This window comes from Sporolactobacillus laevolacticus DSM 442 (genome assembly GCF_000497245.1).
Classification (GTDB): Bacteria; Bacillota; Bacilli; order Bacillales; family Sporolactobacillaceae; genus Sporolactobacillus; species Sporolactobacillus laevolacticus.
Genome location: NZ_AWTC01000013.1, coordinates 156458 through 182771, shown reverse-complemented (window position 1 = coordinate 182771; position 26314 = coordinate 156458). Strand labels below are relative to the sequence as shown.

The following is a 26314-nucleotide window of genomic DNA, read 5'->3' as shown; positions in this document are numbered from 1 at the left end:
TTCTTGTGAATAAATATATTGTTATTAAGGACTATCAGTCCTGCTATCCGGACCCAATTGTTCTAAAAAAGGATGAAGAAGTAGTCTATGGAAAAGAAGATACCCAGTACCCAAATTGGATCTTTTGCAAATCAGTAATTTCAGAAAAAGAAGGTTGGGTGCCTAAACAGATCCTAACTTTGCCCGATCTTTATTCACATGCAAAGGTTTTACAAAAAAAGTGGCTTACAGCCACGGATTGAAATCCGTGGCTGTAAGCCATAGTAACTACTAAAATATCCCTAAAATTCTAAATAAAGATATAATAATAGTAACAACTAAGAAAGGAGGATAATCCATTGAAGGGGAAAATGCCAGACAAACAGAAAATCGCAATTAAAGAACGTATGGCTGAAGTTAAAGAACAATTTAAGTATGTATCTGGGTTTCGAGTTCGCGTATATCCAAGTGCACAACAAGCAGATATTATGCGTTTTAACGCAAACACTTCTCGCTATATCTATAACGCCCTTGTTTTTCGCGAATGGAGCACAAAAAAACATGCTAAGTGGCTTAATAATGACAAGCGATTAGATACAAATATGCCGAGTCTTGCAAATGCTGCGTATCAATCTGCCTGGAACAGGTGGCGTAAAGTCAATAACGCCGGAACGCCTAAACCGAAACGTAAAGACAGTTATCGTTTGTCGTACCAAACCAAGAATAGTTACGTTGCTAAAGCACGTATTGCAGGTTACGACATTTTCAATGGATCAAAAGTACGCGTGGTCGATTCGCATCATATCCAGATTCCCAAAGTTAATGTGCTGAAAGCGTCAGCAAACAACATTAAACACTTGCCTCGTGAAAAAGGTATTCGGATTGGCATCACAACAATCAAACAAGAACCTAATGGAAATTGGTTTATTTCTTTTCAAGTGAAATCGGATCATCCATTTAAAGAAAAACTAGTTAAAACAAACAAAGCAGTTGGTATTGACTTAAACCTATCTAATTTCTTAACACAAAGTGATGGCAAGGTCGTCGAAAACCCACATTTCTACAAACGGATCAAAGGTCAAATAGCCAAAGCCCAACGTGTTGTGTCTAAACGAGCAGTACGTGCTAAAAAAGAAAAACGCGCGTTACGTAACAGCAAAAATTATCAAAAAGCACGCCTTCGATTATCTGAACTGCAAAATAAAGTCGCTCGTCAGCGTCTTGACTTTTTACACAATGTTTCGACAACACTCATCAAGAACCACGATGTGGTTGTTTCAGAAGAATTGCGTGGAAAGAATTTGCTTAAAAATCATGCCCTTGCAATGTCCATAAGTGATGTTGGTTGGAGAACGTTAATTAACCAATTGGATTACAAAGCCAAATTATATGGTCGAATATATCTACCAGTCAATCCAGCATACACAACCAAAACATGCCATGTTTGCGGTGAAATTAACCACAATGTCAAGCTTGGTATGGAAGAATGGATGTGTCCTCACTGTTGTACATTTCATATTCGCGATCACAATGCAGCGATCAACATCAAGCGAAAAGGATTGTTGATCCTATCAAAAACAGGTGCCGTAGCAACTTCGGAATCCTAAAATGGCTTTGGTCATTAGCGTGTAAGACCTTACGTACCTTATGCGTAAGGCAGTGCCGTATCTAAGCAAATTGAGAGGGTTAAGTAGACGAATACCAATTTAAGGATGCCAAAAAGACATGGAAAAATCTGAGGATCGTTAACTTGGTACTACTGCACTCAATCCACTGACTTTAGTCAGTGGTAGTTGAGAGGACTATTCGGCTCACGAACTGACCGTTAAAAAAGGCGAGCTGCTGCGTGGATTCAAAAATCTAAACGAGTGGACATACTGTGAAACTAGAGCCGGTGAAAAGGGCTGGATTCCGACAGACCATATAGCTATTAACCGATGATAAATGGCCGCAGTGTATGTGTTTTCTTTGTAATGATTTGAAAATGCATAATGGATGATGATTTTTCAATACGAGGAGATTCGGATTGACTATGAAACTATTGAAATCTGACTTTAATTCAATTAAAACATGGATGCATCGCAACGCCCGCCCATTGGATCTGGCGAGATGGAACTATCATTTTGAAAATGGCTCTGGAGAAAATGTGCTGACTTACTTACAAGCATATCAAAATCAAGATGGTGGTTTTGGTCATGCACTTGAGCCGGACTCTTGGAATCCCAATTCGACACCTATTCAAACCACCACAGCTATAGAAATTCTTGAAGAGATTCATTTTGATGATAAGCAGCATCTATTAATCCAGCAAATACTCAACTTTCTGGAAAGCGGTACTGATTTTGAAGAGGGTAGATGGCAAAACACTGTTTCGTCCAATAACCATTATCCCCATGCTCCATGGTGGCACACGGATTCAGATAGCAATAGCCGAAGGGAATATAACCCAACAGCTATATTGGCGGGATTTATACTAGCATTTTCCGACAAAGGCAGTGATCTTTTTTCAGAAGGCTTTAATCTTTCTCAAGAGCTCTCAAAATCATTTCTACTCCAACCGCAGCTAGACATGCACCCCCTTTTGTGTGTACAACATATGCTTGCATATATCAAAAAGGCAGAGATACAAAACCATTTTGAGTATTACAGTCTATGTAAACTGCTTGATCAGCAAATAACTCACCTAATTAATAGAGACGCAGATCATTGGAACGATTATGGGTGTAGGCCAACTACATTCATTAAATCTCCTGATAATCCTGCTTATAAGGAAAACAAAGAAATTGTTGACCGAGAACTTGATTATCTTCTCAATACAAGAAACGCGGATGGTGTTTGGGATATAACGTGGAAATGGAGCAGCTTTAACAAAGAATTTGCTATAAGTGAAAATTGGTGGAAAGCCAATGTCGTTATTAAAAATACATTGTTGCTTCAAGCTTTTGGAAGATTTGAAGCTTAATTTATATTTACTTAAAAGCGTAATGAGTAAGCTCAAGGAATAAGATTGTGGGCAATTGGATAGAGGAAACCCTTAAAAAAAAATCCAATACAAGTATTGCGCACTGGAGAAATAACAAAAGTATCGATTAAAACATAGGTGTTGATTATTAAAAGAACTTTTTCTAATTCCATTCTACTGTTGAATAACTTTTTACAAAGTTAACAAATTTATTTAAAGAAGTGATCATTTGTTTATCTCCCTTGCGGCTACAAATATATACAGGCCGTCTTATCTCAATATCTTTTACTAGTACTCTACCTACTTCCTTACGTTTCAAATAGTCTATGACTGCAGGTGCTGGAGCCAGCATTGTACCATATCCCGCAATAACAGAATGGATCGATTCATTCAATCCATGAAATTGCAAGCCTACATTGGGAATAGGTACGTTATGAATTTTGCATAAAGAAAAGAGTATTTCTCTTGTTGAACTCCCTTCTTCTCTTAATAAAAAGGGTTCCGACATGATTTCCCTTAATGAAACTTCTTTTCCATCATATTTGTGCCCTTTTGGGACAATAAACCAAAAATCTATATCCATTAAGTGATCACGTTTTATATCCGGGTTATTCCACTCCTCTTTCACTACAAAAGCTATATCAGACTTGAAGTGTAGTAAATTTTCAATAACTTCATTTGAATTACCACAATAAAGGTTTACCTTTACTGAAGGAAAATCGTTCTTGAATTTTGCTAAGCAAGCAGGTAATAAAAAATTAGCTGGTAAATAGGTAGAGGATATTCGCAGTTCTTGCAATTCTCCATGCTTTAGTTGAATCAGCTTATTTTCAATAGCTTTTTCCATATCGAACAAGCTTTCCGCATGTACAACTAAAAATACTCCTTCTTTAGTTAGTTTTATACCTCTGCCTTCTGTTTCTATGAGTTTCAATCCTGTTTCTTTCTCTAAATTTCGTATTTGAACGGTTACAGCCGGCTGACTTATCGAAAGGGCTTCAGCAGCCTTGGTAACACTTTTCATAGCAGCTAATTTAGTAAATATGCGTAAGGCATGAAGATTCATAAATAGATCCCTTTCATAAATTTTATTTATAAATGATAGAAAAACATATATTAGATTTATCAATATTCATTATATATCCTTTTATTAACTGATAAAAAGGAGTTATTTATGAAAAAACAACTCATTACTGTTTTTAACCTTGTTACCATCATTTTTTTTATGAGCTTAGTCTTGTTTTTAGTGAGTACGTTATCCTTTAACAATCATCTTATCGTTCTGTGCTTAATTGGAATTGTGTCTTCATTTGTTGGTACTCTAGCTGGCGGTGGAGGACTCATTACACTTCCAGCTATGATGTTAACGGGTATTCCCATTCAAACAAGCATTGCTACTAATAAATTTTCTTCAGGCATCGCTGCTTTTTCGAGTGTATTCTATCTTATACATCGTAAGCAGCTAAGTAAGAAAACGATAATAAAAAACTTATTTGTGGCATTTATGGGAGGGATTGGAGGAGCGATATTTACAGCTCAAGTTTCAGAAAAAGCAATGAATAAGATTGCATTAATACTCCTATTTTTCGCATTAATCGTTACCCTAAAAAATATTAAATGGACAAAGACGATTCAAGTAGATCAAAATAAATCTTCAGATACAGTTTGGCATTCTTTAGTTCCTTTTTTTATAGCTGCATATGATGGGGGATTCGGTCCTGGCTCTTCTACATTTTGCATTTTATATTACATGAAGAAACAGCATACATATTTTAAAGCTGTCCAACTGACAAGGGTTTTGATTTTTGGTAGTTGTGCAGGAGGATTTATTGTTTATTATCAGACTGGTTTTCTTCAATGGTCCTATGCAGTAGCAATGGCTTTAGGTTCCATTATTGGTTCGCAAATTGGTCTTCTTGTTTTGCCTAAAGTTCCTTTGAAAATAGCTAAGTCATTGCTAATTATAATTATTTGTCTATTGATAACCCAGATGCTTATAAAATAATATAATTCAATCCCAATATAGAAAAATATATGCCAATAAGCGCAAAATAGATGATAGAGTAGAAACCATCTATGGTGACCAATTAGGCTAAATAAAGAAAACAGCAAGGGTTCGAATACACCGAAAACCCTTGCTGTTATCATTTTTATGGAGCATAGGGGGCTCGAACCCCTGACCTTTGCGCTGCCAGCGCAACGCTCTCCCAGCTGAGCTAATGCCCCTTAAAACAAAAAGCTAAGTGGTAAACAAAGATCGTCACAAAAAGCATTGTACAATGCTTTTGCAGGGCAGGTCAAGCATCAGCAAAAGTCATCATAAAAAGGTGCATAAATGGATGTCACAGCTTCGCCAATTTTTATATGGGAAAAGCAAGAAAAGTGCTGAATAGCAATAGTTTCTGATATGAAAACGGATGCAGAAATTCAACCAACTTTGCTATAATGAGGGCAGTTAAGTGATAAACGGAAGGAAGAAATGCCTTCATGAAAGCACAAGATAAAGTATTCGAGGCATTGATTCAGCTCGCTGATGAATCAAAGGCAGGTATTACGGCAACAGAGTTAGCTGAACGTTTGAATCTGAGTCGGCAGGTAACCAGTCATTATCTCACCGGTTTATTGAAAGACGGGCGCGCACAAAAAGCGGGAACAAAACCTGTTTACTGGCACGCAATCACAAATGAGAAAGCAAATCGGACGAAAGAAACGGATGCTTTCCAGAACTTTGTTGGTTATGAGGGTAGTCAGCGTACGATCGTTGAACAATGTAAAGCGGCTGTCAATTATCCGCCAAATGGTTTGCCTCTGATTATTAATGGGAAAAGCGGCGTTGGAAAGAGCTTTCTCGCCAGCCTGATCTTTCGCTATGCTGTGGATCGTGGTGCGGTTGGTCCTGATGCGCCTTTCATAATCTTAAATTGCGCCGATTATGCAAATAACCCTGAATTGCTTTCGACAACATTGTTTGGCTATAAAAAAGGTGCGTTTACAGGAGCGGACAAGGACAAGCAAGGGTTACTCAAACAAGCAGACGGAGGCTATCTGTTCTTTGATGAAATCCATCGACTATCGTTTGAAAACCAGGAAAAGCTCTTTATCTTTATGGATAAAGGCCAATTCCGCCCAATTGGAGAGAATAAAATCTGGCATACAGCGAACGTGCGCCTTATTTTTGCGACAACAGAAGAGAATGATCAAGTATTGCTCGCCACATTCCGAAGAAGAATTCCATTAAAGATTCATATCAGTAATCTGGACGCACGGCCATTCAACGAACGTCTGCGATTGGTGTATCACAGTTTTTTGCAGGAAGCAAAGAAGATTAAGAAAGATATTGATGTGAGCAGTGGAGCTTTAAATCAATTATGTTTTCAGCCGATGGAAGGCAATGTAGGCATGTTAAGAAACATGATTCAATTGAGCTGCGCACACGCGTTTACTGCGCAACAAAGCACAGAAGTCTTGAAGATTGATCATTCCCATCTGCCTCCTGTTAAAAAACAGAGTCAGGAGCATGTTGTCTTTGACCGAGAATTAGCACCCTTGCATATTCGTTATCATGAAGAGACCAAAATTCCTGAGCGTGAGACAACGGATCAGATTAGGCAAAGCACAACGGACTTTTTTTCTCTTTTAGCGGATTACCCGGAAGAAGATTCGGCACGTGATCGATCCGAATTAGTCCTTACATTTAAGAAATTGATGCAATTTATTCGCCAAGGCAAGGAAAATTCATATTTTTTCTTCGATCATATTGGGGCAATTAGAGAGCAATATGGCGCTCATGTTCAATGGTTAAAAGAACGATACGGTGTAAATTGTCCCAATGAAATAATAGATGCTATGTATGATACTTTTGTCTATTTTCAAAGTGTTGAATTAAGTAACTTTGATCATCAGCTGATTAATTGTGTCGCTCGGCTTTTTCCAAAAGCATACTATATCTCTGAGAAACTAGCAGAGAAGAATTCGCTCATTGTTGATGAACGGAGCGATGTTTTGACGCTCATCAATACTTTTTATCTGCAAGAATATGTTGAGGAGAACATCAGGCTGCACGGTCTTATCGTGGCGCATGGGCGGCATACGGCGAGCAGTATTCAGGCGGTCGCCAATCAGCTATGCCATACCTTTGTTTTCGAATCGATTGATATGCCCATGTCCACTGATATTGGCGAAATTATTGAGAAGGTCAAGGATTATTTAAAAAAGACGGACACGAGCGACGGTCTGGTTCTACTGGTGGATATGGGCTCGTTAAATAGGCTGTATTCATCAATTAAAAATCTGCTGAATGGGGATTTGCTGGTTATCAATAATTTGACAACTGCCGTTGCCTTGGACATCGGCATGAAAATGGTTCAAAATATCCCTTTTAAAAAGATCGCCGAGCAAGCGAAGTCCAACTATATTATTGAAGCACGATATTTTGAAGGACTGACGCAAGGAAAAAATATCATCATCTCATGTATGTCCGGAGTTGGTATTTCTAATAAAGTCAAAGAGATGATTGAACACTATATTCCACGGGAGCGACTAGATGTACTCACGATTGAATACAAGGAACTAAGAGATGCGATTGAACGCAATGATGAGTCTTATTTTAAGCAGACGCTTTTTATCATCACGACGACGGAACTGCCTGCTACACTTGATGTGCCAAACATCAACATTTACGAAATACTGGAAGAAAAGGGTAAGAACCATCTTTGGCATGGGTTAAAGTCTTATATCGGTAGGCCGCATTTTGAATTGATGATTCAGGATTTCTTAAAGAACTTTACCATTGAAGGGGTATCGAATCGTCTAAGCTTTTTAAATCCAAATGTCATTATTAATGAAGTGGAGCATGTCATCTCGCTGTATGAAAAGTATTATGAGATACAGCTCGACGGCAAGGTAAAGCTGAATTTGTACATGCACATTGCGCTTATGGTCGAAAGGCTGATTATTACTAAGGAAAATAGCGCACGAGATAATACGAGTGTTCAGCTTTCAGATAAAGAACAGGAATTTACAGCCGTAACCAAAGAGATTTTTCACGACATTGAATCGAAATATAATGTTCGAATCAACGGCTATGAACTTTCCCTACTTTATGAATTGTTGAAACCGTTTATCAAAAAATTACCGATTGAGTGATGATGGGTTTAATAGACCTTTCAAAGTGTTTAAGTTTATATTGGCATGTATTGAATGTGTCTAAAAAAAGGAAGAAAGCAAAATTTATGAACGGTCAATAGGTCACAATTTGGCGTTTTATGGCGTCTGGTGGTCACTATTGATCGTTTTTTATGTGTTTAAAAAAGTTGGCATGAAAGTTGCTTTGTAAAAAGAGAAGGCGAGGTGAAGAAAAATGAAGAAACTATTAGTTGCTTCTCATGGCAACTTTGCCGACGGGGTGAAAAGCAGCTTATCCATTTTAATCGGCAACACCGATTCGATTACTTTTTTAAACGCTTATGTAGATAAAGAAGACGTTGATGAAACACTTGAACACTTTTTTTCTGAATTAGGGGAAGACGATCAGGCAGTAATCTTTACCGATCTCCTCGGCGGCAGTGTGAATCAAAAAGTTACACTGTACGCGCAAAATCATCATGCATTCATCATTGCGGGTTTTAACCTGCCTATTATTCTGGAGGTTCTGCTTATGACAGAGCCTGTGACCAGCGAATCACTGAAGAAGAAGATTGAATCAAGTAGAAATGCGTTGCTGCTTGTGGAACAGAAACTTCCCGATCCATCTGAGGATACAGAAGAAGAATTCTTAAGCTGATGGGTAAGAACGGGGCGCAGGATGTACGTTAGAACAATTAATGAAATGGAGCTGATTTAAATGATCGTAGCATTAAGAGTTGATGAACGGCTGATTCACGGCCAGATTGCAATGACATGGTCAAAGGAATTAAAGGTTAAAGGTATTGTCGTGCCAAATGATGAAGCAGCGGGCAACGAAATGCAGAAAATGGCGCTGAAAATGGCCGTGCCAAGTGAGATCAAAGTATTAATTAAGCCGGTTGAAGAAGCGATTAAGGTGCTGAACAATCCAAAAGCCGCGAGCATGAGAATGTTGGTCATTGTAAAGACGATAAAGGATGCACTCACGATTGTTCAAAATGTTCCCGACATCCAATATGTAAACATCGGAAATGTTGGTAAATCTGTAGGCGGAAACAAAACCGAACTAAGCAGCTTTGTGCTTCTGACGGATGAAGAACTTGAAAATTTGAAAAGACTTGTTGAACTCGAACCAAAGACAGCACTTCAGGTCGTTCCTTCTGCTGAGAAGAAGCTAGCTGCTGATCTGTTGGGACAGTTAAAAAAATAAATGGGCGAGGTGTTTGAATGATGCTGTATGAAGCAATCGTTGTTTCATTGATTGTTATTGCTACTGTCGGCGGAGCTGAACTTCTAGGTTTAACCATGCTTAACCGTCCGATCGTCATTGGGCCATTAGTCGGTCTGGCACTAGGAGATGTCCAGTCCGGGGTGATTATCGGTGCGTCCTTGGAAGCTGTTTTTATGGGTGTTGTCAATATTGGTGGAGCGAGTGCCGCAGAACCAGGACTTGCCACTGCCGTAGGCACTGCTTTCGCAATTAATCTTGGTGGAGGAGCCGCAATCGCCTTACCTTTAGCGATACCCATCGGTATTCTCGGACTTCAAGTGAAAACGCTTTTATATGTTGGTGTTATTGGATTCTTCGCACCTGTATTCGACAGACTTGCTGCAGAGGGAAAAGAACGAGCGATTATAGGGCTGCATTACGGTGCCTGGTGCCTGCAGTGGGGAATTTACGGTTTGCTTCCTTTTATCGGTATTTTGGCAGGTTCCAGTGCGATTAATGCTTTTGTAAAAGCAATTCCTCCGGTAATTATGAATGGACTGAACATTTGCGGAGGCTTGCTTCCGGCAGTAGGTATGGCGATGCTGTTGAAACTGCTTTGGGATAAGAAAATTTACTTGTTCTTCTTCCTTGGTTTTGTTCTTGTCGCTTATTTGAAACTGCCATTAGTTGCTCTGGCTGTTTTAGGCGCTATTATCGCTGTAACAATCGCTCAAAGAGACTATCAGATCAGCCAATTAACGAAAAAAATGGAAAATGCACCGGCTTTGGCCACCCCATCGGGAAGTGTAAATGAAATGGATTCAGAAGAGGAGGACTTTTTTCAATGAGTAAACTGACAAACGTTACTAAAGATGAAAAAAAGATGCTGCGAAAAATGTTCTGGCGTGCGTTTACCTTGTATACAGCTGTTACTCCTGCGAAACAAGGTGCTTCTGGATTCTGTTATTCAATGATGCCTTTTATTGATCATTTCTATAAAAAAGATCCTGAAAAAAAGAAAGAAGCATTGGTCAGACATATGGCCTACTTTAATACGACCATTCCATTGTCTACATTTATTATGGGCATTGCTGCTTCAATGGAAAAACAAAACAGTAAGAACAAAGATTTTGATGCGAATTCAATCAATGCTATTAAATCAAGTCTAATGGGACCGCTTGCCGGCATTGGTGATTCATTTTTCTGGGGGGTACTGCGCGTTATTGCAGCCGGAATTGCAGTAAGCATGGGAAGTACAGGAAATATTCTTGCACCAATCGTTTTCCTGCTCATCTTTAATATTCCAACAATTTTAGTGCGCTATTATGGAACTTTTCTCGGTTACACACTGGGATCGACGTATATTGAACGTGTTTATCAAAGCGGATTGATTCATATTTTGACAAAGGCGGCAGGCATTGTCGGATTGATCATGGTCGGAGGAATGTCTAGCCAGATGGTTAAGTTTCAGACGAAGATATCCATGAGTATGCAAGGAGCTTCAGTTCTGAAACTGCAAAATATGCTGGATCAAATTTTTGTTGGCATCGTACCGCTTCTTTTGACATTGCTCTGTTTCTATTTGCTCAATAAAAAAGTCAGCATCAATTACCTGATTTTTGGTGTTATCGGTTTGAGTATTCTGCTTTCAGTATTACAAATTGCGTAAATCAAAGCTAATTATGATCGATGAAAGGAAGATAGATGATGAGTGACTGGTGGAAGAAAGCTGTTATCTATCAAGTGTATCCGCGTAGCTTCAAGGACAGTAATGGCGACGGATGGGGCGATTTAAAAGGAATCATTGACAAGCTTGACTATTTACAACTACTGGGTGTAGATGCACTTTGGATCAGCCCCGTTTATGATTCCCCGCAGGATGATAATGGGTATGACATCCGTGATTATCGCAAGATCTATGATCGGTTCGGATCGAATGCGGACATGGAACGGTTAATTGGTGAAGCGCATAAGCGACAGATCAAGATTATCATGGATCTGGTGGCCAATCATACATCGGATGAACATCTATGGTTTCAAGAAAGTAAAAAATCCAAGGATAACCTGTTCAGTGATTACTATATCTGGAAGGATCCAAAGCCGGATGGCAGCGCACCAAATAACTGGGGCTCTCACTTTGGTGGTTCTGCCTGGGAATATGTACCGGAACGCGGTCAGTACTATCTCCATTACTATACGAAGAAGCAGCCGGATTTGAATTGGGAAAATGAAAAGGTTCGTCAAGAAATCTACGATTTGATGCAGTTCTGGATTGATAAAGGTGTAGATGGCTGGCGAATGGATGTCATCGCCGAAATCTCCAAATACACAGATTTTCCAGACTATGAGCCTCAATCTGGCAAAGAATTCATCGTTGGTTCTATGCATAGAAATGGTCCGCGCTTGCATGAATTTATACAAGAAATGAATCGTGCGGTGCTGGCTCCTAACGATTGCATGACCGTAGGCGAAGCACCTGGATCTAATGCGGAGATTGCCAAACTTTTTACTAATCCTAAACGCCAAGAGCTCAACATGATCTTCACTTTTGAACATGTTGAACTTGACCGCGTTCCAGGATCTCCAAACCGCAAATGGGCACTCCGGCCGTTTATTTTCACTGAATTGAAACAGGTGCTCTCAAACTGGCAGGACACGCTGCACGGATGCGGCTGGAATGCACTGTACTTTGAAAATCATGATCGTCCGAGAATCATTTCACGGTGGGGTAATGACACAACATACCGAAAAGAATGTGCTAAAGCATTTGCAACTGTGCTTCATGGAATGCAGGGCACACCATATGTTTATCAAGGCGAAGAAATCGGAATGGTTAATGCCCATTATGAGCTTAATGAATATGATGATGTCGAAATTAAAAATGCCTATAAGGAATACGTGATTAAGAATAAATCAATATCTGAAGAAGTGTTTAAGAAGGCGGTTTGGCAGGTTGGACGTGACAATGCGCGAACACCAATGCAATGGAGTGCCGGTGAAGAAGCCGGTTTTACAACCGGTGAGCCATGTTTGAAGGTCAATCCGCGTTTTCCGGAGATCAATGTGGACGAAGCGCTTGCCGATCAAGATTCCATTTTCTATTATTACAAGAAGCTGATTGATCTACGTCATCATGAACCGATTCTGACCGAGGGAACTTATCAATTATTATTGAAGGATGATCCACAGCTTTTCGTATATGAACGTGTCTACCAGGATCAAAAATGGCTGGTCGTTGCTAACTTTTGGGAGGACACTGTTGAAGCGAACCCAATTGCGCCTTTCATTTATGATCAATGGGAGGCTGTGATCAGCAACTATTCTGATGCTGACCCGCATGCACCATTAAAACCTTACGAAGCGTTCATTATTCGTAAAATTGGATGAACGAAAGAGACTCTGTACGATGCCAGTACTTAAAAGTATTGGTGCTGTACAGAGTCTTTAATTTCAATATAGAGGTGAATCAGGAATCAAGATTAACAAGCAGGAGCGTTTCCTTTGATCCATTCGCTTTGTACGTATCACTGCATCTATTAAAACCCCATGATCGAAAACGATTCTTCGTTTTTCGCCATGGGGTTCTGATCAACCATTCATTCTTACTTCTTCAATATGCTGAACCACTTTCAAATACGAAACATTGAGAGAAACAAAAATCGCTAAATAATCGATCATTAGGCTTATTGCGATTCCGTAGATCCCCAGTTGAAACGCAAAGGTCAGAATGAGCATAAGAATTAAGGCGGCTGCATGAATGATAAAGGTAATGATCAGAACGTAGGTACTTCGTCCGACCGATTGCATGGCCGCTTTGAAAATCTCGAACAACGGGTTGAACAGATTCGCAAGCCAAAGAACAAGAAAAATGCTCGATGAATAGGTGACGAGATTTTGATTATTTGTGATCAATCCGGCAAGAGGCACTCTAAATTCGTAAAAGAGGAAGCCGGCTAAAGCGAATAGCGCCATCGTCAGGACAGCAGCGACTTTTGGATAGTCAACTAGATCGGTTGCATGGCCTGAGCCATGACTCTCACTGACTAGTGTTAACAATGCTGAACTGTACATGAATGCGGGAATTAATCCGATTTGCAGGAACTGTCCTACAAGTAAATATCCTGATAACACAAGTGGACTCAGGTGGGCAAGCATCGCATTAAGTGCGATGACAAACAGACTTCCTTGAAGGAGCTCTTGCCCCATTAAGGGCAGACTTTTACCTGCTATGAACAGAACTTTGTTTGGGTGCATAGCGAGTGCTAATTGGATGTCCTTTCTTAGAATAAAAGCATAAATGAGGACATCCAGACAAAGCGTGACCGTACTTGAGAGTGCTGCGCCACTTACCCCTAATCGAGGGAAGCCGAATTTTCCGAAAATCAGCATATAATTTAATCCTGTATGAAGTAAGGTGGTCGTTGTTGAAACAATCAAGATCCATTGGGTACGTTTTTTTATTTTCAAGCAGTTCGTGAGGGTAAAAATTACGAGCTGAAGGAACAGGTATCCGCTCATCAGAGACAGATAAGTCGTTCCGTTGCGAAGTGCTGATCCGGAAAATCCGTAAATTGTTCTCAAAAGTGGATCTTTGCACAAGAAACAGAGCACGCCAAAGCTTAGTCCGAGCAGCAAATCGAGAATGAGTGACGATGAAAGGCAATTGAGATACTTGTCCTGCCGGTGTTCACCAATCGCTTTGGAACCATAGATATTAAGCGTAATGGCAATGGCGCCAACAATGCCCGCGATGGTATACAAGAAATTGCCCACCGCACCGACCGACGCATAGGCGGATACGGAAAGATGACCGACCATAGCCTGGTCGATCAGTTCTATAGATAAGCCGAAAATCGAGTTGGCAATTAAAGGAACCGCCAATTGGTTAAGCGGCTTGATATGCAGTTGAAAAGTATTTGTCATTCAGAGGACTCCAATTTGATTATGATTTCCCATCAGCTTCCGCAAAAGTCGACGGGAAAACATACTGTGCTTCACCCATGGTGAATCACCTCCTAAATTTTTTAAGAGTCTGTTCAAAAAGGAGGACAAAAAGGGCCGAGAAGGTCAAGGAAACGCCGTTTCGAGCACCAGAGCGTATGCAAACAATATGTGAGGAGCGGAGAAACAAGTTGACACAGAGATTCGACAGCAATTTTTCCCGGACTTTTTGAACACCTTCTTAAGTGAAAATACTCATTCATCTTATATCTATTCTGTAAGCCATACTACCAACTTTCTCACAGCTTATATGAAATTTCTAATCTTCTTATTTTACTGAGACGTAAATGGAACTCAACTGTAATCTGCTCACAGTTGAGTTCGTACATGGGATTCGCTACACTTTAAACAGTGGCTATGTTAGTGCTAGATTATTTACTCGGTTAATTGGAGTGCATGGAGCAGAAGTCAACAGGAAATTCAACAAAGCCTAAACAATAAAGTATATTGATGGAAAAAATTAGCTCACTAGCAATCTGTCAATGGGAGGCCATTCGATGAACCACATGCGTGATAAAATCTGTCTTTTATTTATGGCAATCCTTCTGCTGATCCCATCAGGAAACGCAGCAGCGGCTAGCGGTCCTGTTCTGATCAGTAATGAATCCGCAAACGGTTATCAAGCAGAAAATTCAGGTGCTTTCCGTGTCAATAATAAGAGTTACGTGAAAAGTAGAAAGATACAAAGATCCGCTTATCGTCTCGATGAGGTCAAGCCGCTGGTAAAACAGGATCAACCAAAGCTTTCACAGCAGCCCAAGCAACAGAAAAAAAGTGTCAAAGTGGGTATAAGGAAAAAGTTCTGGGTTTCTAACTTGTCGAATGACAAAAGGTATCAAATAACAGCTGTACTCAAATACGTTGGCAAGCATACAAAAGTCTGGGTTAATGGCAGCCAGCTCTCAAATAGGAGCGCAAAAACCTTAGGAGAGAAGTTTGACAAAACAATTTTTCCACTGGACAAACGATACTTTGGTGCTCCCTCAGATGTTGATCACGACGGAAAAGTCAATTTGCTTTGCTTTGATATTAAGGATGGGTCTGCTGAACAGGATGGCGGTTTTGCATCCGGCTATTTTGATCCGAACGACCTTTATGCCGTAAAGAAATCAAATTATAGTGAGCTTCTCTATGTTGATACCTATCCTTCCTTGGGTTTGCGTAAGAATAAAAAAGTATCGATGGCCTATTCCACGCTCGTTCATGAATTTCAGCATTTAATTAATTACAACCAAAGTGTATTGGTTGAGAAGCATGATGAGATGGACACATGGCTGGATGAAGGGCTGTCCCTTGCGGCAGAGCAGCTGCTTTCCGGAAAACCTCTGAATGACAGAATAGACTATTACAATGAAGCTTCATCAATCAGTAACGGAAAATCACTTCTCTACTGGGATGATTTTGGTGATAATTTAGCTAATTATTCACTCTCCTATTTGTTTATCCAATATTTGGCAATTCAATGCGGCCATCCGGAAGACTTGTACAAACGAATCATTCAGGACAAACATAATGATTACAAAGCAATTCAAGATGTTATTCATCACTATATCAGTCCGCAGCTTTCTTTTGGCAGCTTCCTGAGTAATTTTCGCAAAGCGCTTTACCTGAATCAAAGTTCAGGTCCGTATGGATTTCATGGAGAAACTGGTTTTCAGGACTTGAAACCTAAATTATATACTGGGAAGACACAAGATCCTAATCTCAAAGGCGGCGGTGCCATTGTCACTGACAATCTTTCAGCCTTGCCTGATGAAAAAGGCGCAGATATCACGTTTACGAATCTGTCTGAACGACAGGAAGACAAGGAAGCACCGGAAAAGCCTCAGGTTCAAACGGTTGGTGAAAAGGATACGGTGATCAGTGGATCAACCGAACCGGGTGCCGCGCTCATCGTCACAAAAGACGGGCACATGTTCATAAAGGGTGCTGCGGACAATTCCGGACAATTCCATTTTACAATTGAACAACAGAAGGCAGGAACGGTATTCGCCATTTTTGCGGTGGACGCGTCAGGCAATGCCGGACGAGCAAAAAAAATAACCGTTGCTGATCAGACACCACCGGAAAAACCGGTCATTCGCAGTTTTTATCATGGGCAGATAATGATTCATGGGGCATCTGAACCGGCTGCTTTTGTAACGATTCTATTAGGTGATAAAGTACTTGGTTCAGCACATGCAAACAGTAAAGGCATTTTTACAATTAAAATTAGAAAGATACAGAAGTCTGGAACAAAATTGGCAGCTTATGCAAGAGATAAGGCGGGAAACCTGAGCCCGCAACAGTTCTTTACTGTATTGAAGTGACTATTTTATTAGGTGTAGAAGTGCGTGTCACTTCACATGAAAAAAATGACGGAAAATTCATTCTTTTAAAAATTGAATGATTCGGTTGTGATAATGGAAAAAGGGGTAAAGATAATAGAAAAGGTATTGGTGACTGTGTGATAAGGATGGGGTGAATAATTTGATTTGGTTTTCAAGTGACGCTGAGCGTGCTCTGAAAGAGTTGGACGTAGATCGCACACATGGGTTATCGGCGGAGCAAGCGAATTCAAGGCTTGAGCAATATGGGGAGAACAAATTAAAGGGAAAACCTAAAAAGAATGTGTTGGTCTTATTTTTTGCGCAGTTAAAAGATATGCTGATCTATGTTTTGCTCGGGGCTGCGGTGATTACGCTGCTTATCGGGGAATATACAGATTCGATCATCATCTTGCTCGTTGTTATCTTAAATGCTGTGATTGGCGTCTTTCAGGAATATAAAGCAGAAAAGGCTATTGAAGCCCTTCAAAAAATGACGACACCGAAAGCGCTTGTCCGGCGTGACGGCGAGGTTATTGAAATTGATTCAAAAATGATTGTACCGGGTGACATCGTTGTGCTTGACGCCGGACGCTACATACCCGCAGATCTACGCTTGATTGAAAGTGTCAACTTGCAGATCGAAGAGTCGGCGCTGACAGGAGAATCCGTACCTTCTGAAAAGAATGCCGCCCGCGTCTTTGAAGATCCGAAAACACCGCTTGGTGATCTGGCCAACATGGCGTTCATGTCTACATTGGTCACTTACGGCCGAGCCGAGGGTGTTGTGGTTGGCACCGGAATGAACACGGAAATTGGCAAAATCGCTAAAGGGCTTGAAGAGCATCAAACGGATATGACACCGCTGCAGAAACGGCTGGCGGAGCTCGGGAAAGTTCTGGGCTATATTGCGATTGCCATTTGTGCACTGATTTTTATTGTTGCCTTGATTCAGAAGAGGGACCTCTTTGAGATGTTCCTGACCGCGATTAGTCTGGCCGTTGCTGCAATTCCCGAAGGCTTGCCGGCAATTGTTGCGATTGTCCTCGCACTCGGTGTCACGAGAATGTCTCGGATTAACGCGATCGTTAAACGGCTGCCGGCTGTTGAAACGTTGGGGTCCGTAAATATTATTTGTTCGGATAAGACAGGTACACTGACGCAAAACAAAATGACTGTGCTTCATCTTTATACGCAGCGTAATTTTCTGGATGTGCCAAGTGAAGGTACAGCGACTGCGACCGAAGGTACCCAAAAGAAGTTGATACAGACCTTGGTGCTTTGTACGGACGCGACACTTGTCGATGGGGAAAGTACCGGTGATCCAACTGAAATCGCCTTGCTTGAGCTTGGCGAGAAATACCATTCATCGAAAAAAACGTTGGAAGACGGGCATGAACGGGTTGCGGAAAAACCGTTTGATTCGGATCGGAAGCTGATGTCGACACTGAATAAGGAAGGAAGCCACTACCGTCTGCACACCAAAGGCGCATTTGACAGTATTCTGAAAATCGCGACGCATGCGTTGGTTGAGGGGAAGAAAATTCCCCTGACTGATGAGATCAAAGCAGATTATTTGGGGGCAGCCAAAGAAATGTCTGATCAGGCGCTTCGTGTACTTGGGGCGGCTTATAAAGATACCGATGAAATCATTGATCCGGATGACATGGAAAAAGATCTTATAGTACTCGGATTGGTTGGCATGATCGATCCTCCGCGGCTTGAAGTGAAGGACGCCATTCATGAAGCAAAACGGGCGGGCATTAGGCCGGTCATGATTACAGGAGATCATCAGCATACGGCCGCTGCCATTGCCATGGAACTCGGCATGGCGACCTCACTTGAGCAAACCATCTCCGGCAGTGAGATTGACGCTTTACCTGATGAAGAGCTCTCTGCGAAAATTGATCAATACCGCGTGTTTTCTCGTGTTTCTCCGGAACACAAGGTGAAAATTGTAAAGGCTTTTCAATCACATGGGAATATCGTTTCAATGACTGGTGATGGCGTCAATGATGCGCCATCTCTGAAAAATGCAGATATTGGTGTAGCAATGGGGATCACCGGAACGGATGTCTCAAAAGGCGCTAGCGATATGATCCTGACGGATGACAACTTTACAACGATCGTTTCTGCGATTGAAGAAGGGCGAAATATCTATAACAATATTAAGAAAGCAGTCGTTTTTCTGCTTTCCTGCAACTTAGGTGAAATTGTTGCTATTCTTGCTTCCGTTCTCTTTTATTGGCCGGTGCCGCTCCTGCCCACTCAAATTCTGTGGATCAATCTCATCACAGACACCTTCCCAGCGATTGCCCTTGGTGTTGATCCTGGAGATAAAGATGTCATGAAAAGGCCTCCGCGAAATCCAAAGGAAAGCTTCTTTGCAGGCGGTGCCGCAACTCGCGCCATCATCGGCGGGTTGTTAATCGGTATTCTTACTTTGACTGCGTTTTACTTTGGGCTTAGTGAACACGGCTATCAGCTTGGATCCAAGTTAATTCCGCAAGATGTGCTCACTTATGCGGAAACAATGGCTTTTGTTGTACTCGCTGTCTCCCAGCTCTTTTATGCGCTGTCCATGAGGAGCGCAACGCATACCATTTTCCGAGTAGGCTTGTTTTCGAATAAATATTTGATCGGCGCAATCTTGCTAGGGATTATCCTGCAATTTATTGTCATTTCCGTACCGTTTCTGGCATCCGCTTTCCATGTCCAGATGCTGTCGCTGCGTGACTGGATGATTGTAATTGGATTTGGTCTGGTTCCACTTGTCGTGAACGAAATTATTAAGGGTGGCTTCAGAATGAGAAGCAGAGAAGAATAAAGGCATATTAAGAAGCAGCACTGGATTCGGTTCAGGATCCGTGCTGCTTTTTTAACTTTACCGCTTTTCCGATCGCGCCCATTGTGCAATTTGCCGGATCTCTTCCGGTGTTGTCCGGCAGCATCCGCCGATCAGCGAAGCACCTGTATGAAACCATGCTTTGGATGCGGACCCGAAGTCTTGTCTTGTTTCGGAATCCTGCCATGTTTTGGTTACAGGATCATAGATTTCGCCTGAATTCGGGTACACGAGAATCGGTTTGTCAGTTACCTGCTTTATCTGTTCGATAGCAGGCAGGACCATTGCCGTAGCTATACAGTTAACACCAATCGCCGCGATTTGTGGCGAGGTGTTGAAGTAAGCGGCTGCATCCAAAAGCGGGGTGCCGTCGCAAAGATGCTGCTCATCACCCAGACTGAACGAAAGCCAAGCTTCATCATCTGGAAATTCGTCTTCGAGTACTTTGGCTAGAACTTGGGTTTCGTGAAAATTGGGCATGGTTTCAAACGCGAATACATCAGCACCTGCATGCTTTACAAGTTGCATCCTGGGCAAATGAAATGCCTTATATTCGGCATCAGAAAGCGAATAGTTCCCTGTATATTCCGATCCGTCTGCAAGATAGGCGCCGTAAGGGCCAATGCTTCCGGCAATTAAAGGGAAGGGGCGAATTTTCTGCTGTTCAGGTGATAGGCTGTCCCAAAATTCTGCTCTTGCTCTTACTGCAATCGTCACAGCCTTCCCAATTAACTCTTCCGCTTCTCTCTTCGTGTACGCGCATTGTTGAAATCCGGGGATTGTCGCTTGGTAAGTGTTCGTTGTCGCTACATCAGCCCCGGCTCTGAAATAATCCAGATGAACTTTTTTCATGCTGTCAGGGTGTTCACGAATTGCGGCAGCCGACCAGAGTTTGTTGTTTATTGAAATGCCTTGTTTTTCAATCTCCGTTGCGATTGCACCATCAAGAATGATTGGTCGAAAACGATGGAGAATGTCACGGATCCTTTGTTTTTTCATTCCGGTCCTTCTTTCTGCACTTCTTGTTGAAAAAGCGGTTAGGTTATAAAACAGTGTTGTTAAGGTTCAGTGTACGATTGCGCGATAAAGCCGGTCAACACCTTCTTCAATTTTTTCAACAGATAGATTTGCGAAACCAAGGATGAATGCGGGCTTTTGATAAATGTACGGTCCATCCAGACAGTAAGGCTCCATGTTGTACAATTCCAACTTCTCCTTTGCGGCACGGACCATGATTTCGTCAACGGGTCGATGTGTATCAAATTCAGCCGTAAAATGGAGCCCGGCATTTGCACCATGCATTTTAATTGATGCTCCAAAACGTTTTTTTAGCTCGCCGATAAGCTTTTTTTGACGCTCTACATACACCTGTTTCATGTGTTTGATGTGTTTACGGTATTCGCCGGAGTCAATAAATTGTTTTAATGTCAGCTGCCCTAAAGCGTTGCTGGTTGACATGATGAAACTGCACTTTTCTCTATATTTTTTGAGAAGCTTTTGGGGGAGGATCATATAACTGATGCGCAACCCCGGGAGCAGAGATTTTGAAAAAGTGCCAAAATAAATCACTCGATCATAGCTGTCCAGACCTTGAAGCGAAGGGATTGTATCACTCGCGTATTTAAACTCACTATCATAATCATCCTCAATAATGTAACGATCTTCTTTTTGCGCAGCCCAATTTAATAGCTGGATCCGTCTAGAAATCGGCATGACGACACCTGAAGGAAATTGGTGGGAAGGAGTGACGTACACTACATTCGGATTGACTTGTTTCAAGAGGTCGAAAGAAATACCTTTTCTGTCCAGTGGAATGGTTTGAAGCCGGGCATGCTCCATTTTAAGCAATTCATAGATTCGCCGGTATCCTGGATTTTCCACCGCGTACAATGCGTTTTCAGGAAATAAGTTGCGTAAGAGGTATATAAGAAATTGGGTGCCTCCTCCCAAAACAATTTGTTCCGGAAAACATGTGACACCACGAGCGATTGAAAGAAACCGCGCAATGGTCTCGCGAACGGCATAAATGCCTTGCGGAAAGCGGGAAGAATCATCATTTAATTCCAATCGGCTAAGCTTAAGTGCCTTATGTTCACAGGCGAACCAGCTGTCAAATGGAAAAATAGAACGATCAACTGACATATGTGAAAAGGAAATCCAATTTTTCTTTGAATCCTGCTCCTCGATGAGATCAAGATCAAGGGTCTTTGGTACACTCTGCGACAAAGGAATAGTATCCAGCTTTTCAACAAAAAAGCCGCTTCGCTCTACCGCATAAATATAGCCTTCCTCAAGAAGCTGCTGATAGGCACTGTTAACTGAATTGACGCTTACGCGTAAGGTTTTCGATAGTTCGCGTTTTGAAGGTAATTTTTCATGTGGCAAGAAATGATGCAGCAGAATCTCTCGTTTCAATTGTTTATAAATTTGCCTGTAGATATAGTCTTTTTTAGCATCAGGTTTAATGTTTAATGAGATCATAGGTACCTCTGATACCATAATTATTTGAATTTTGATACTATACATAATACCAAAAAATTAGCAAAATATCTATTAAAGGAGTGAGAGAAAAAATGGGTAAGGAACTTTTGGAAGGAAATCTGACAGAAGAATGGCAGGCGAAACGCGATCGCTATGTGGCATCGGCGGTCGGAAACGGCAATCGTCATCTTGCGACGAAAGCGGAAGGGGCAGTGATTACAGATATTGATGGGAATGAATTTATCGACTTTGCAGGGGCGATCGGTGTCCAAAATGTCGGTCATCGTCATCCTAAAGTGCTTGAAGCGGTAAAGAAGCAGCTGGATCAATACATTCATCCCGGATTCAATGTTATTATGTATCCTGAGTACATTGAGCTTTGTGAGAAGCTATGCGAGGTCGCGCCGGGCAATTTTGCGAAAAAAGCGATTTTGTTAAATTCCGGGGCGGAAGCTGTTGAAAATGCAGTAAAGATCGCTAGAAGTTATACAGGCCGTCAAGCGGTCGTCACCTTTGATCGCGCCTTCCATGGACGGACGAATTTAACGATGGGCATGACGAGTAAGGTTAAACCTTATAAGATGGGCTTTGGACCATTTGCACCGGAGACTTATCAGGCACCTTATCCTTATTACTATCGCAAACCGGAAGGCATGACTGATGAGGAATATGATGTAGAAATCATCGAACAGTTCAATTATTTCTTCCTGAGCAATGTCGCGCCGGAAATGGTCGCATGTCTTGTTATGGAACCTGTTCAAGGCGAAGGCGGGTTTATTATTCCGTCGAAGCGTTTTGTGACTTATGTTCGCGATTTCTGTACAGAGCATGGGATTGTTTTTATAGCGGATGAAATTCAGGCAGGTTTTGCTCGAACCGGAAAAATGTTCGCCATTGAAAATTTCGATGTTACACCGGATCTGATGACGGTTTCTAAATCATTAGCGGCAGGATTCCCATTAAGCGGTGTTGTGGGCAAAGCAGAGATGATTGACGCATGCAAGCTTAATGGCTCTTTGGGTGGAACCTACTGCGGTAGCCCAATTGCCTGCGCAGCAGCACTGGCCGTGCTCGACATTATTAAAGACGAGCATCTTACAGAACAGGCGGAGAAGATTGGTACAGTTATTGAGGAACGTGCGAAAGAATGGGCAAAAACATACACGTTCATTGGTGATATTAGACGGCTCGGTGCAATGGCGGCGATTGAATTCGTAAAAGACAAACAAACAAAAGAGCCGAATAAGGAACGGACAAGTAAGGTCGTCGCTTATGCCAATCAGCATGGTCTGCTTCTTCTGAATGCAGGTTTAAAGGGGAATTGCATTCGCTTCTTATCACCATTGACAATTAAAGATGAAGAGCTTGCAAAAGGATTAGCTATTATTGAAGAAGCACTTGAGTTTGCTAAATGATCGAATTTTTTTGGAAGGACAAGTATTCCCATAGGCTGACTCTAGCTTTTTATTCGTGAAGCTAGTAGAATTCTATTCATAAATAACTGAAAATTTCATTTAGTCTTATGATTTTATAAATTCATCCATATAAGGGGGCACTTTTCATGAAACGTTGGTTTATGTCTGCACTGATTCTCGTTTTACTTGTCGGTATTCTCTCCGCCTGCGGTTCGAGCAATTCAAGTTCAGGAAGTTCATCCGGTAAAACTACCGATACGTTAGCAGCCGCAAAGAAAAAAGGCGTGCTGGTTGTCGGCTCCTCAAATGACGCGCCGTTTGCGTTTATTGATCAGAAAACGAAAAAGTTTTCCGGCATTGACGCTGAGATTATCAAAGAAGTAGCCAGACGTCTCGGAATTCCCAAAGTAGAAATGAAGCAAACCAAATTCGAAAACCTCCTTCTGGAATTGAATAATAAGAATGTGGATCTTGTAACAGACGGCATGTACATTAATCCGCAAAGACAAAAGATCGCGAAGTTTACAACAGTATGGTATACAGAAGGCGAAGCGTTTATCATCCCGAAAAATTCTCCGATTAAAAGCGTTGACGACTTGAAAGACAAGGTAGTCGGTGCTCAGAAAGGGACTGCATTCTTTGATTTCGCGAACAAGCTGAAAAAAGAAGGGAAAATTAAACAAGTCAATGTATTTGGCTCTCAAGCAGATTTACTTCTTGCTGCGAACACGGGCAAAATCGATGCTTTGGTTACTGATGGAGCAGTTGCGGCATACAGCTTGAAACAGGATCCTTCCTTGAAATTAAAAATGCTTGATCCATATACACCACAGGCTTCCGGTGTGATTGGAGCAGCGGCAAGAAAAAGCGATACGAAATTAGTCAACGCGATCAATAAGCAAATAAATATCTTAAAAGAAAACGGGTTTATCAAAAAAGCTTTGAAGAAATACGGAATGCCTGATAATTATTACGTGCCTGTTCAAAAGTGATGAATGTTGAATCAGAGTTATTCTTTCCTAAAGAGAACTCTGATTTCTGCTATTGTCAGAGGAAAACGATGGTGAAGGTCAATCCTGAAAACTAAGAGAGTCTGTTCAAAAAGGAGGACAAAAAGGGCCGAGGGCAGGCAGAACGCCACGTCCTATGGCATGCGTGACACTAGCTCGTCCTGAGCGTCGAAGATCAAGGAAACGCAGTTTCGAGCACCGGAGCGTACTTCTACAGGATGTAGTGACTTCGACGTTACTCACAGGACGTGAGTGTAATTAGTCGAAGATCCCCCTGTAATACGTGAGGAGCGTAGAAGCAAGTTGACACAGAACTTCCGCAGGATGCGGTGACTTCTGCGTTATGCACAGGACGTGCATGTAATTAGCAGAAGATCCTTCTTAACCTTTTTCCCGGACTTTTTGAACATCCTCTAAGAGAATCGTTTGATTAATGAGGTGTATTGAATGGATATTCTGAATCATTTAGATTTTGCTACTGCCTTCAGAGAACTTTCGCCTGAATTAGGACAAGGATTGCTGATTGCGCTTGAGGCGACGCTTGGTGGATTCTTACTCGCGGTTATTTTAAGCGTGCTAATCGCTGTCGGCCGTTTATCAAATTCAAAAATAATAAGAGGAATCTTGGTTGTCATCCTGGAGATTGTGAGAGGCACACCTTTGCTTGTTCAACTCGTCTACATGTTTTATGTTGCGCCGCTGCTCATTTCCCTTGTTGTTCAGTTCATGATCCCGGGTTATCAATTCCAGCTGAATCCACTGCTTGCAGGGATACTCGGACTGGGAATCAACTATGGATGTTATTTGTCTGAAGTGGTGCGCGCGTCCATCCTGTCGATTGACAAGGGGCAGACTGAGGCAGCCCTTGCGCTCGGCTATACACATCGTCAGGCATTGTGGTCGATTGTCATCCCGCAGGCGACAAGGCAAGCCATCCCGGTATTTGGAAACTACTTGATCATGATGATTAAAGACACGTCGCTGCTCGCTTTCATCACGGTTAATGAATTGCTGCTCCGCACGCAGGCCTATGCTTCGCAGACCTTTTTAACCATTGAATCTTATACTATACTTGCGATCGCTTATTTAATTCTAAGCCTACCGCTGTCTCAAGTTGTACGTCTGTTAGAGAAGAGGTTGTCCACACATGTCTAAACCGATGATTGAAGTCGCTCAATTGCATAAATCCTTTGGTGTTCATGAAATTTTGAAAGGCATTGATCTGACTGTCCATCAAGGCGAAATTGTGGTCATAATTGGACCTTCCGGATCAGGAAAATCAACATTGCTTCGATGTCTGAATTGCTTGGAATTGCCATCCTCAGGCACGGTGAAGGTCGAAGGAACGAGCTTTTCGGATGAATCCGGCCGCTATAATGAGAAACGTGTCGCTAGGCTTCGAACGGAGATTGGCATGGTGTTTCAAGGCTTTAATCTGTTCCCGATGATGACGGCCATTCAAAATGTTATGGCGGCTCAGATTAAGATTAGGAAAAAATCGGCAGAAGAAGCAAAAAAGACGGCAGAGAAATATTTAACTAAAGTAGGCCTTGCTGAACGGATGAATCATTACCCGAACCAGCTTTCAGGCGGACAGAAACAACGAGTCGCAATTGCCCGGGCGCTAGCTATGGAACCGAATATCATGCTTTTTGATGAAGCGACATCGGCTTTGGATCCTGAATTGGTCGGTGAAGTACTCAAGGTTATCCGCGAACTGGCGGATGAAGGAATGACAATGGTTCTTGTTACGCACGAAATGCGCTTTGCTGAGGAAGTCGGCGACCGGATCATCTTTATGGACAAAGGTGTCATTGTGGAGGAAGGTAAGCCGAGTGACATTTTTAACGCGCCAAAGCATCAGCGGACCAAGCTCTTTATAAATCAGGTGCTGCATCCTGAATCTGAAAAAGTTTAATCTGTTAATTCTGCTGTAAACACTTTCGAAACATGCTGGAACATCAACGAGAAAGTGGGGTGG

At 41.7% G+C, this 26314-nt stretch carries 21 protein-coding genes and 1 tRNA gene; 17 read left to right on the top strand and 5 right to left on the bottom strand.

The window, feature by feature from the left end; translation table 11 throughout:
• Positions 1–5: 5 nt before the first annotated feature.
• From P343_RS31800 to P343_RS31790, 4 genes are all read left to right on the top strand, one after another.
• Positions 6–242 carry an SH3 domain-containing protein gene (locus tag P343_RS31800; protein ID WP_023510926.1) on the top strand — a complete coding sequence of 79 codons (237 nt, stop codon included), beginning with the start codon at positions 6–8 and terminating at the stop codon, positions 240–242.
• Between the two features lie 96 nt (positions 243–338).
• Positions 339–1586, top strand: a complete 1248-nt coding sequence (locus P343_RS31795; protein ID WP_023510925.1) for an RNA-guided endonuclease InsQ/TnpB family protein — start codon at positions 339–341, stop codon at positions 1584–1586.
• 211 nt (positions 1587–1797) lie between these two features.
• Positions 1798–1920: an SH3 domain-containing protein gene (locus P343_RS36815; RefSeq protein WP_084297823.1), complete on the top strand. Its 123-nt coding sequence runs from the start codon at positions 1798–1800 to the stop codon at positions 1918–1920.
• A gap of 91 nt (positions 1921–2011) precedes the next feature.
• Positions 2012–2941 (top strand): hypothetical protein, encoded by a 930-nt coding sequence (locus P343_RS31790; RefSeq protein WP_023510924.1) that lies wholly within the window; start codon positions 2012–2014, stop codon positions 2939–2941.
• Positions 2942–3104: 163 nt separating this feature from the next.
• On the opposite strand, the gene P343_RS31785 is transcribed toward P343_RS31790, so the two are convergent.
• A complete protein-coding gene (locus P343_RS31785) occupies positions 3105–4007 on the bottom strand; it encodes a LysR family transcriptional regulator (RefSeq protein WP_023510923.1) in 903 nt (300 codons plus the stop codon).
• A gap of 108 nt (positions 4008–4115) precedes the next feature.
• Between P343_RS31785 and P343_RS31780 the strand changes: the two genes are divergently transcribed.
• On the top strand, positions 4116–4946 hold the full coding sequence (locus P343_RS31780) for a sulfite exporter TauE/SafE family protein (protein WP_023510922.1): 831 nt from the start codon (positions 4116–4118) through the stop codon (positions 4944–4946).
• 148 nt (positions 4947–5094) lie between these two features.
• Here the strand turns inward: P343_RS31780 and P343_RS31775 are convergent.
• Positions 5095–5167, bottom strand: a tRNA-Ala gene (locus tag P343_RS31775).
• Positions 5168–5428: 261 nt separating this feature from the next.
• Between P343_RS31775 and P343_RS31770 the strand changes: the two genes are divergently transcribed.
• The 6 genes from P343_RS31770 to P343_RS31755 all read left to right on the top strand — a co-directional run bounded on the left by P343_RS31770 (position 5429) and on the right by P343_RS31755 (position 12662).
• Positions 5429–8086, top strand: coding sequence for a sigma 54-interacting transcriptional regulator (locus tag P343_RS31770; RefSeq protein WP_023510921.1), 2658 nt, complete (start codon positions 5429–5431; stop codon positions 8084–8086).
• A gap of 214 nt (positions 8087–8300) precedes the next feature.
• On the top strand, positions 8301–8723 hold the full coding sequence (locus tag P343_RS0119040) for a PTS sugar transporter subunit IIA (RefSeq protein WP_031264110.1): 423 nt from the start codon (positions 8301–8303) through the stop codon (positions 8721–8723).
• 60 nt (positions 8724–8783) lie between these two features.
• Positions 8784–9275 (top strand): PTS sugar transporter subunit IIB, encoded by a 492-nt coding sequence (locus tag P343_RS0119035; RefSeq protein ID WP_031264109.1) that lies wholly within the window; start codon positions 8784–8786, stop codon positions 9273–9275.
• 17 nt (positions 9276–9292) lie between these two features.
• Complete coding sequence (locus P343_RS31765; RefSeq protein WP_023510920.1) at positions 9293–10123, top strand: PTS mannose/fructose/sorbose/N-acetylgalactosamine transporter subunit IIC; 831 nt, start codon at positions 9293–9295, stop codon at positions 10121–10123.
• Complete coding sequence (locus tag P343_RS31760) at positions 10120–10944, top strand: PTS system mannose/fructose/sorbose family transporter subunit IID (RefSeq protein WP_023510919.1); 825 nt, start codon at positions 10120–10122, stop codon at positions 10942–10944. Before P343_RS31765 ends, P343_RS31760 begins: the two co-directional genes overlap by 4 nt.
• 38 nt (positions 10945–10982) lie before the next feature.
• Entirely contained in the window at positions 10983–12662 is a 1680-nt protein-coding gene (locus tag P343_RS31755) for a glycoside hydrolase family 13 protein (protein WP_023510918.1), read from the top strand.
• A 201-nt stretch (positions 12663–12863) separates the two neighbouring features.
• Here the strand turns inward: P343_RS31755 and P343_RS31750 are convergent, their stop codons facing one another.
• Positions 12864–14198 (bottom strand): MATE family efflux transporter, encoded by a 1335-nt coding sequence (locus P343_RS31750; RefSeq protein WP_023510917.1) that lies wholly within the window; start codon positions 14196–14198, stop codon positions 12864–12866.
• Between the two features lie 575 nt (positions 14199–14773).
• On the opposite strand from P343_RS31750, the gene P343_RS31745 reads away from it, so the two are divergent.
• Together P343_RS31745 and P343_RS31740 are read left to right on the top strand one after the other, a co-directional pair.
• Positions 14774–16585, top strand: a complete 1812-nt coding sequence (locus P343_RS31745) for an Ig-like domain-containing protein (protein WP_023510916.1) — start codon at positions 14774–14776, stop codon at positions 16583–16585.
• A 163-nt stretch (positions 16586–16748) separates the two neighbouring features.
• Positions 16749–19409, top strand: coding sequence for a cation-translocating P-type ATPase (locus tag P343_RS31740; protein ID WP_031264106.1), 2661 nt, complete (start codon positions 16749–16751; stop codon positions 19407–19409).
• Positions 19410–19466: 57 nt separating this feature from the next.
• Here P343_RS31740 and mmuM read toward each other — a convergent pair whose 3' ends face one another.
• Both mmuM and gabR read right to left on the bottom strand, forming a co-directional pair.
• Positions 19467–20426: a homocysteine S-methyltransferase gene (gene mmuM / locus P343_RS31735; RefSeq protein WP_023510914.1), complete on the bottom strand. Its 960-nt coding sequence runs from the start codon at positions 20424–20426 to the stop codon at positions 19467–19469.
• A gap of 66 nt (positions 20427–20492) precedes the next feature.
• A complete protein-coding gene (gene gabR / locus P343_RS31730) occupies positions 20493–21908 on the bottom strand; it encodes a MocR-like transcriptional regulator GabR (protein ID WP_023510913.1) in 1416 nt (471 codons plus the stop codon).
• A 92-nt stretch (positions 21909–22000) separates the two neighbouring features.
• Here gabR and gabT point away from each other — a divergent pair, with 92 nt between their 5' ends.
• The 4 genes from gabT to P343_RS31710 all read left to right on the top strand — a co-directional run bounded on the left by gabT (position 22001) and on the right by P343_RS31710 (position 26251).
• A complete protein-coding gene (gabT, locus tag P343_RS31725; protein ID WP_023510912.1) occupies positions 22001–23323 on the top strand; it encodes a 4-aminobutyrate--2-oxoglutarate transaminase in 1323 nt (440 codons plus the stop codon).
• A 146-nt stretch (positions 23324–23469) separates the two neighbouring features.
• The gene (locus P343_RS31720; protein WP_023510911.1) at positions 23470–24315 is read left to right on the top strand and encodes a substrate-binding periplasmic protein; all 846 of its coding nucleotides are present in this window, start codon (positions 23470–23472) and stop codon (positions 24313–24315) included.
• A gap of 465 nt (positions 24316–24780) precedes the next feature.
• Positions 24781–25488, top strand: coding sequence for an amino acid ABC transporter permease (locus tag P343_RS31715; RefSeq protein ID WP_023510910.1), 708 nt, complete (start codon positions 24781–24783; stop codon positions 25486–25488).
• On the top strand, positions 25481–26251 hold the full coding sequence (locus P343_RS31710) for an amino acid ABC transporter ATP-binding protein (protein WP_023510909.1): 771 nt from the start codon (positions 25481–25483) through the stop codon (positions 26249–26251). The genes P343_RS31715 and P343_RS31710 overlap by 8 nt, the downstream gene beginning before the upstream one ends.
• Positions 26252–26314 lie beyond the last annotated feature (63 nt).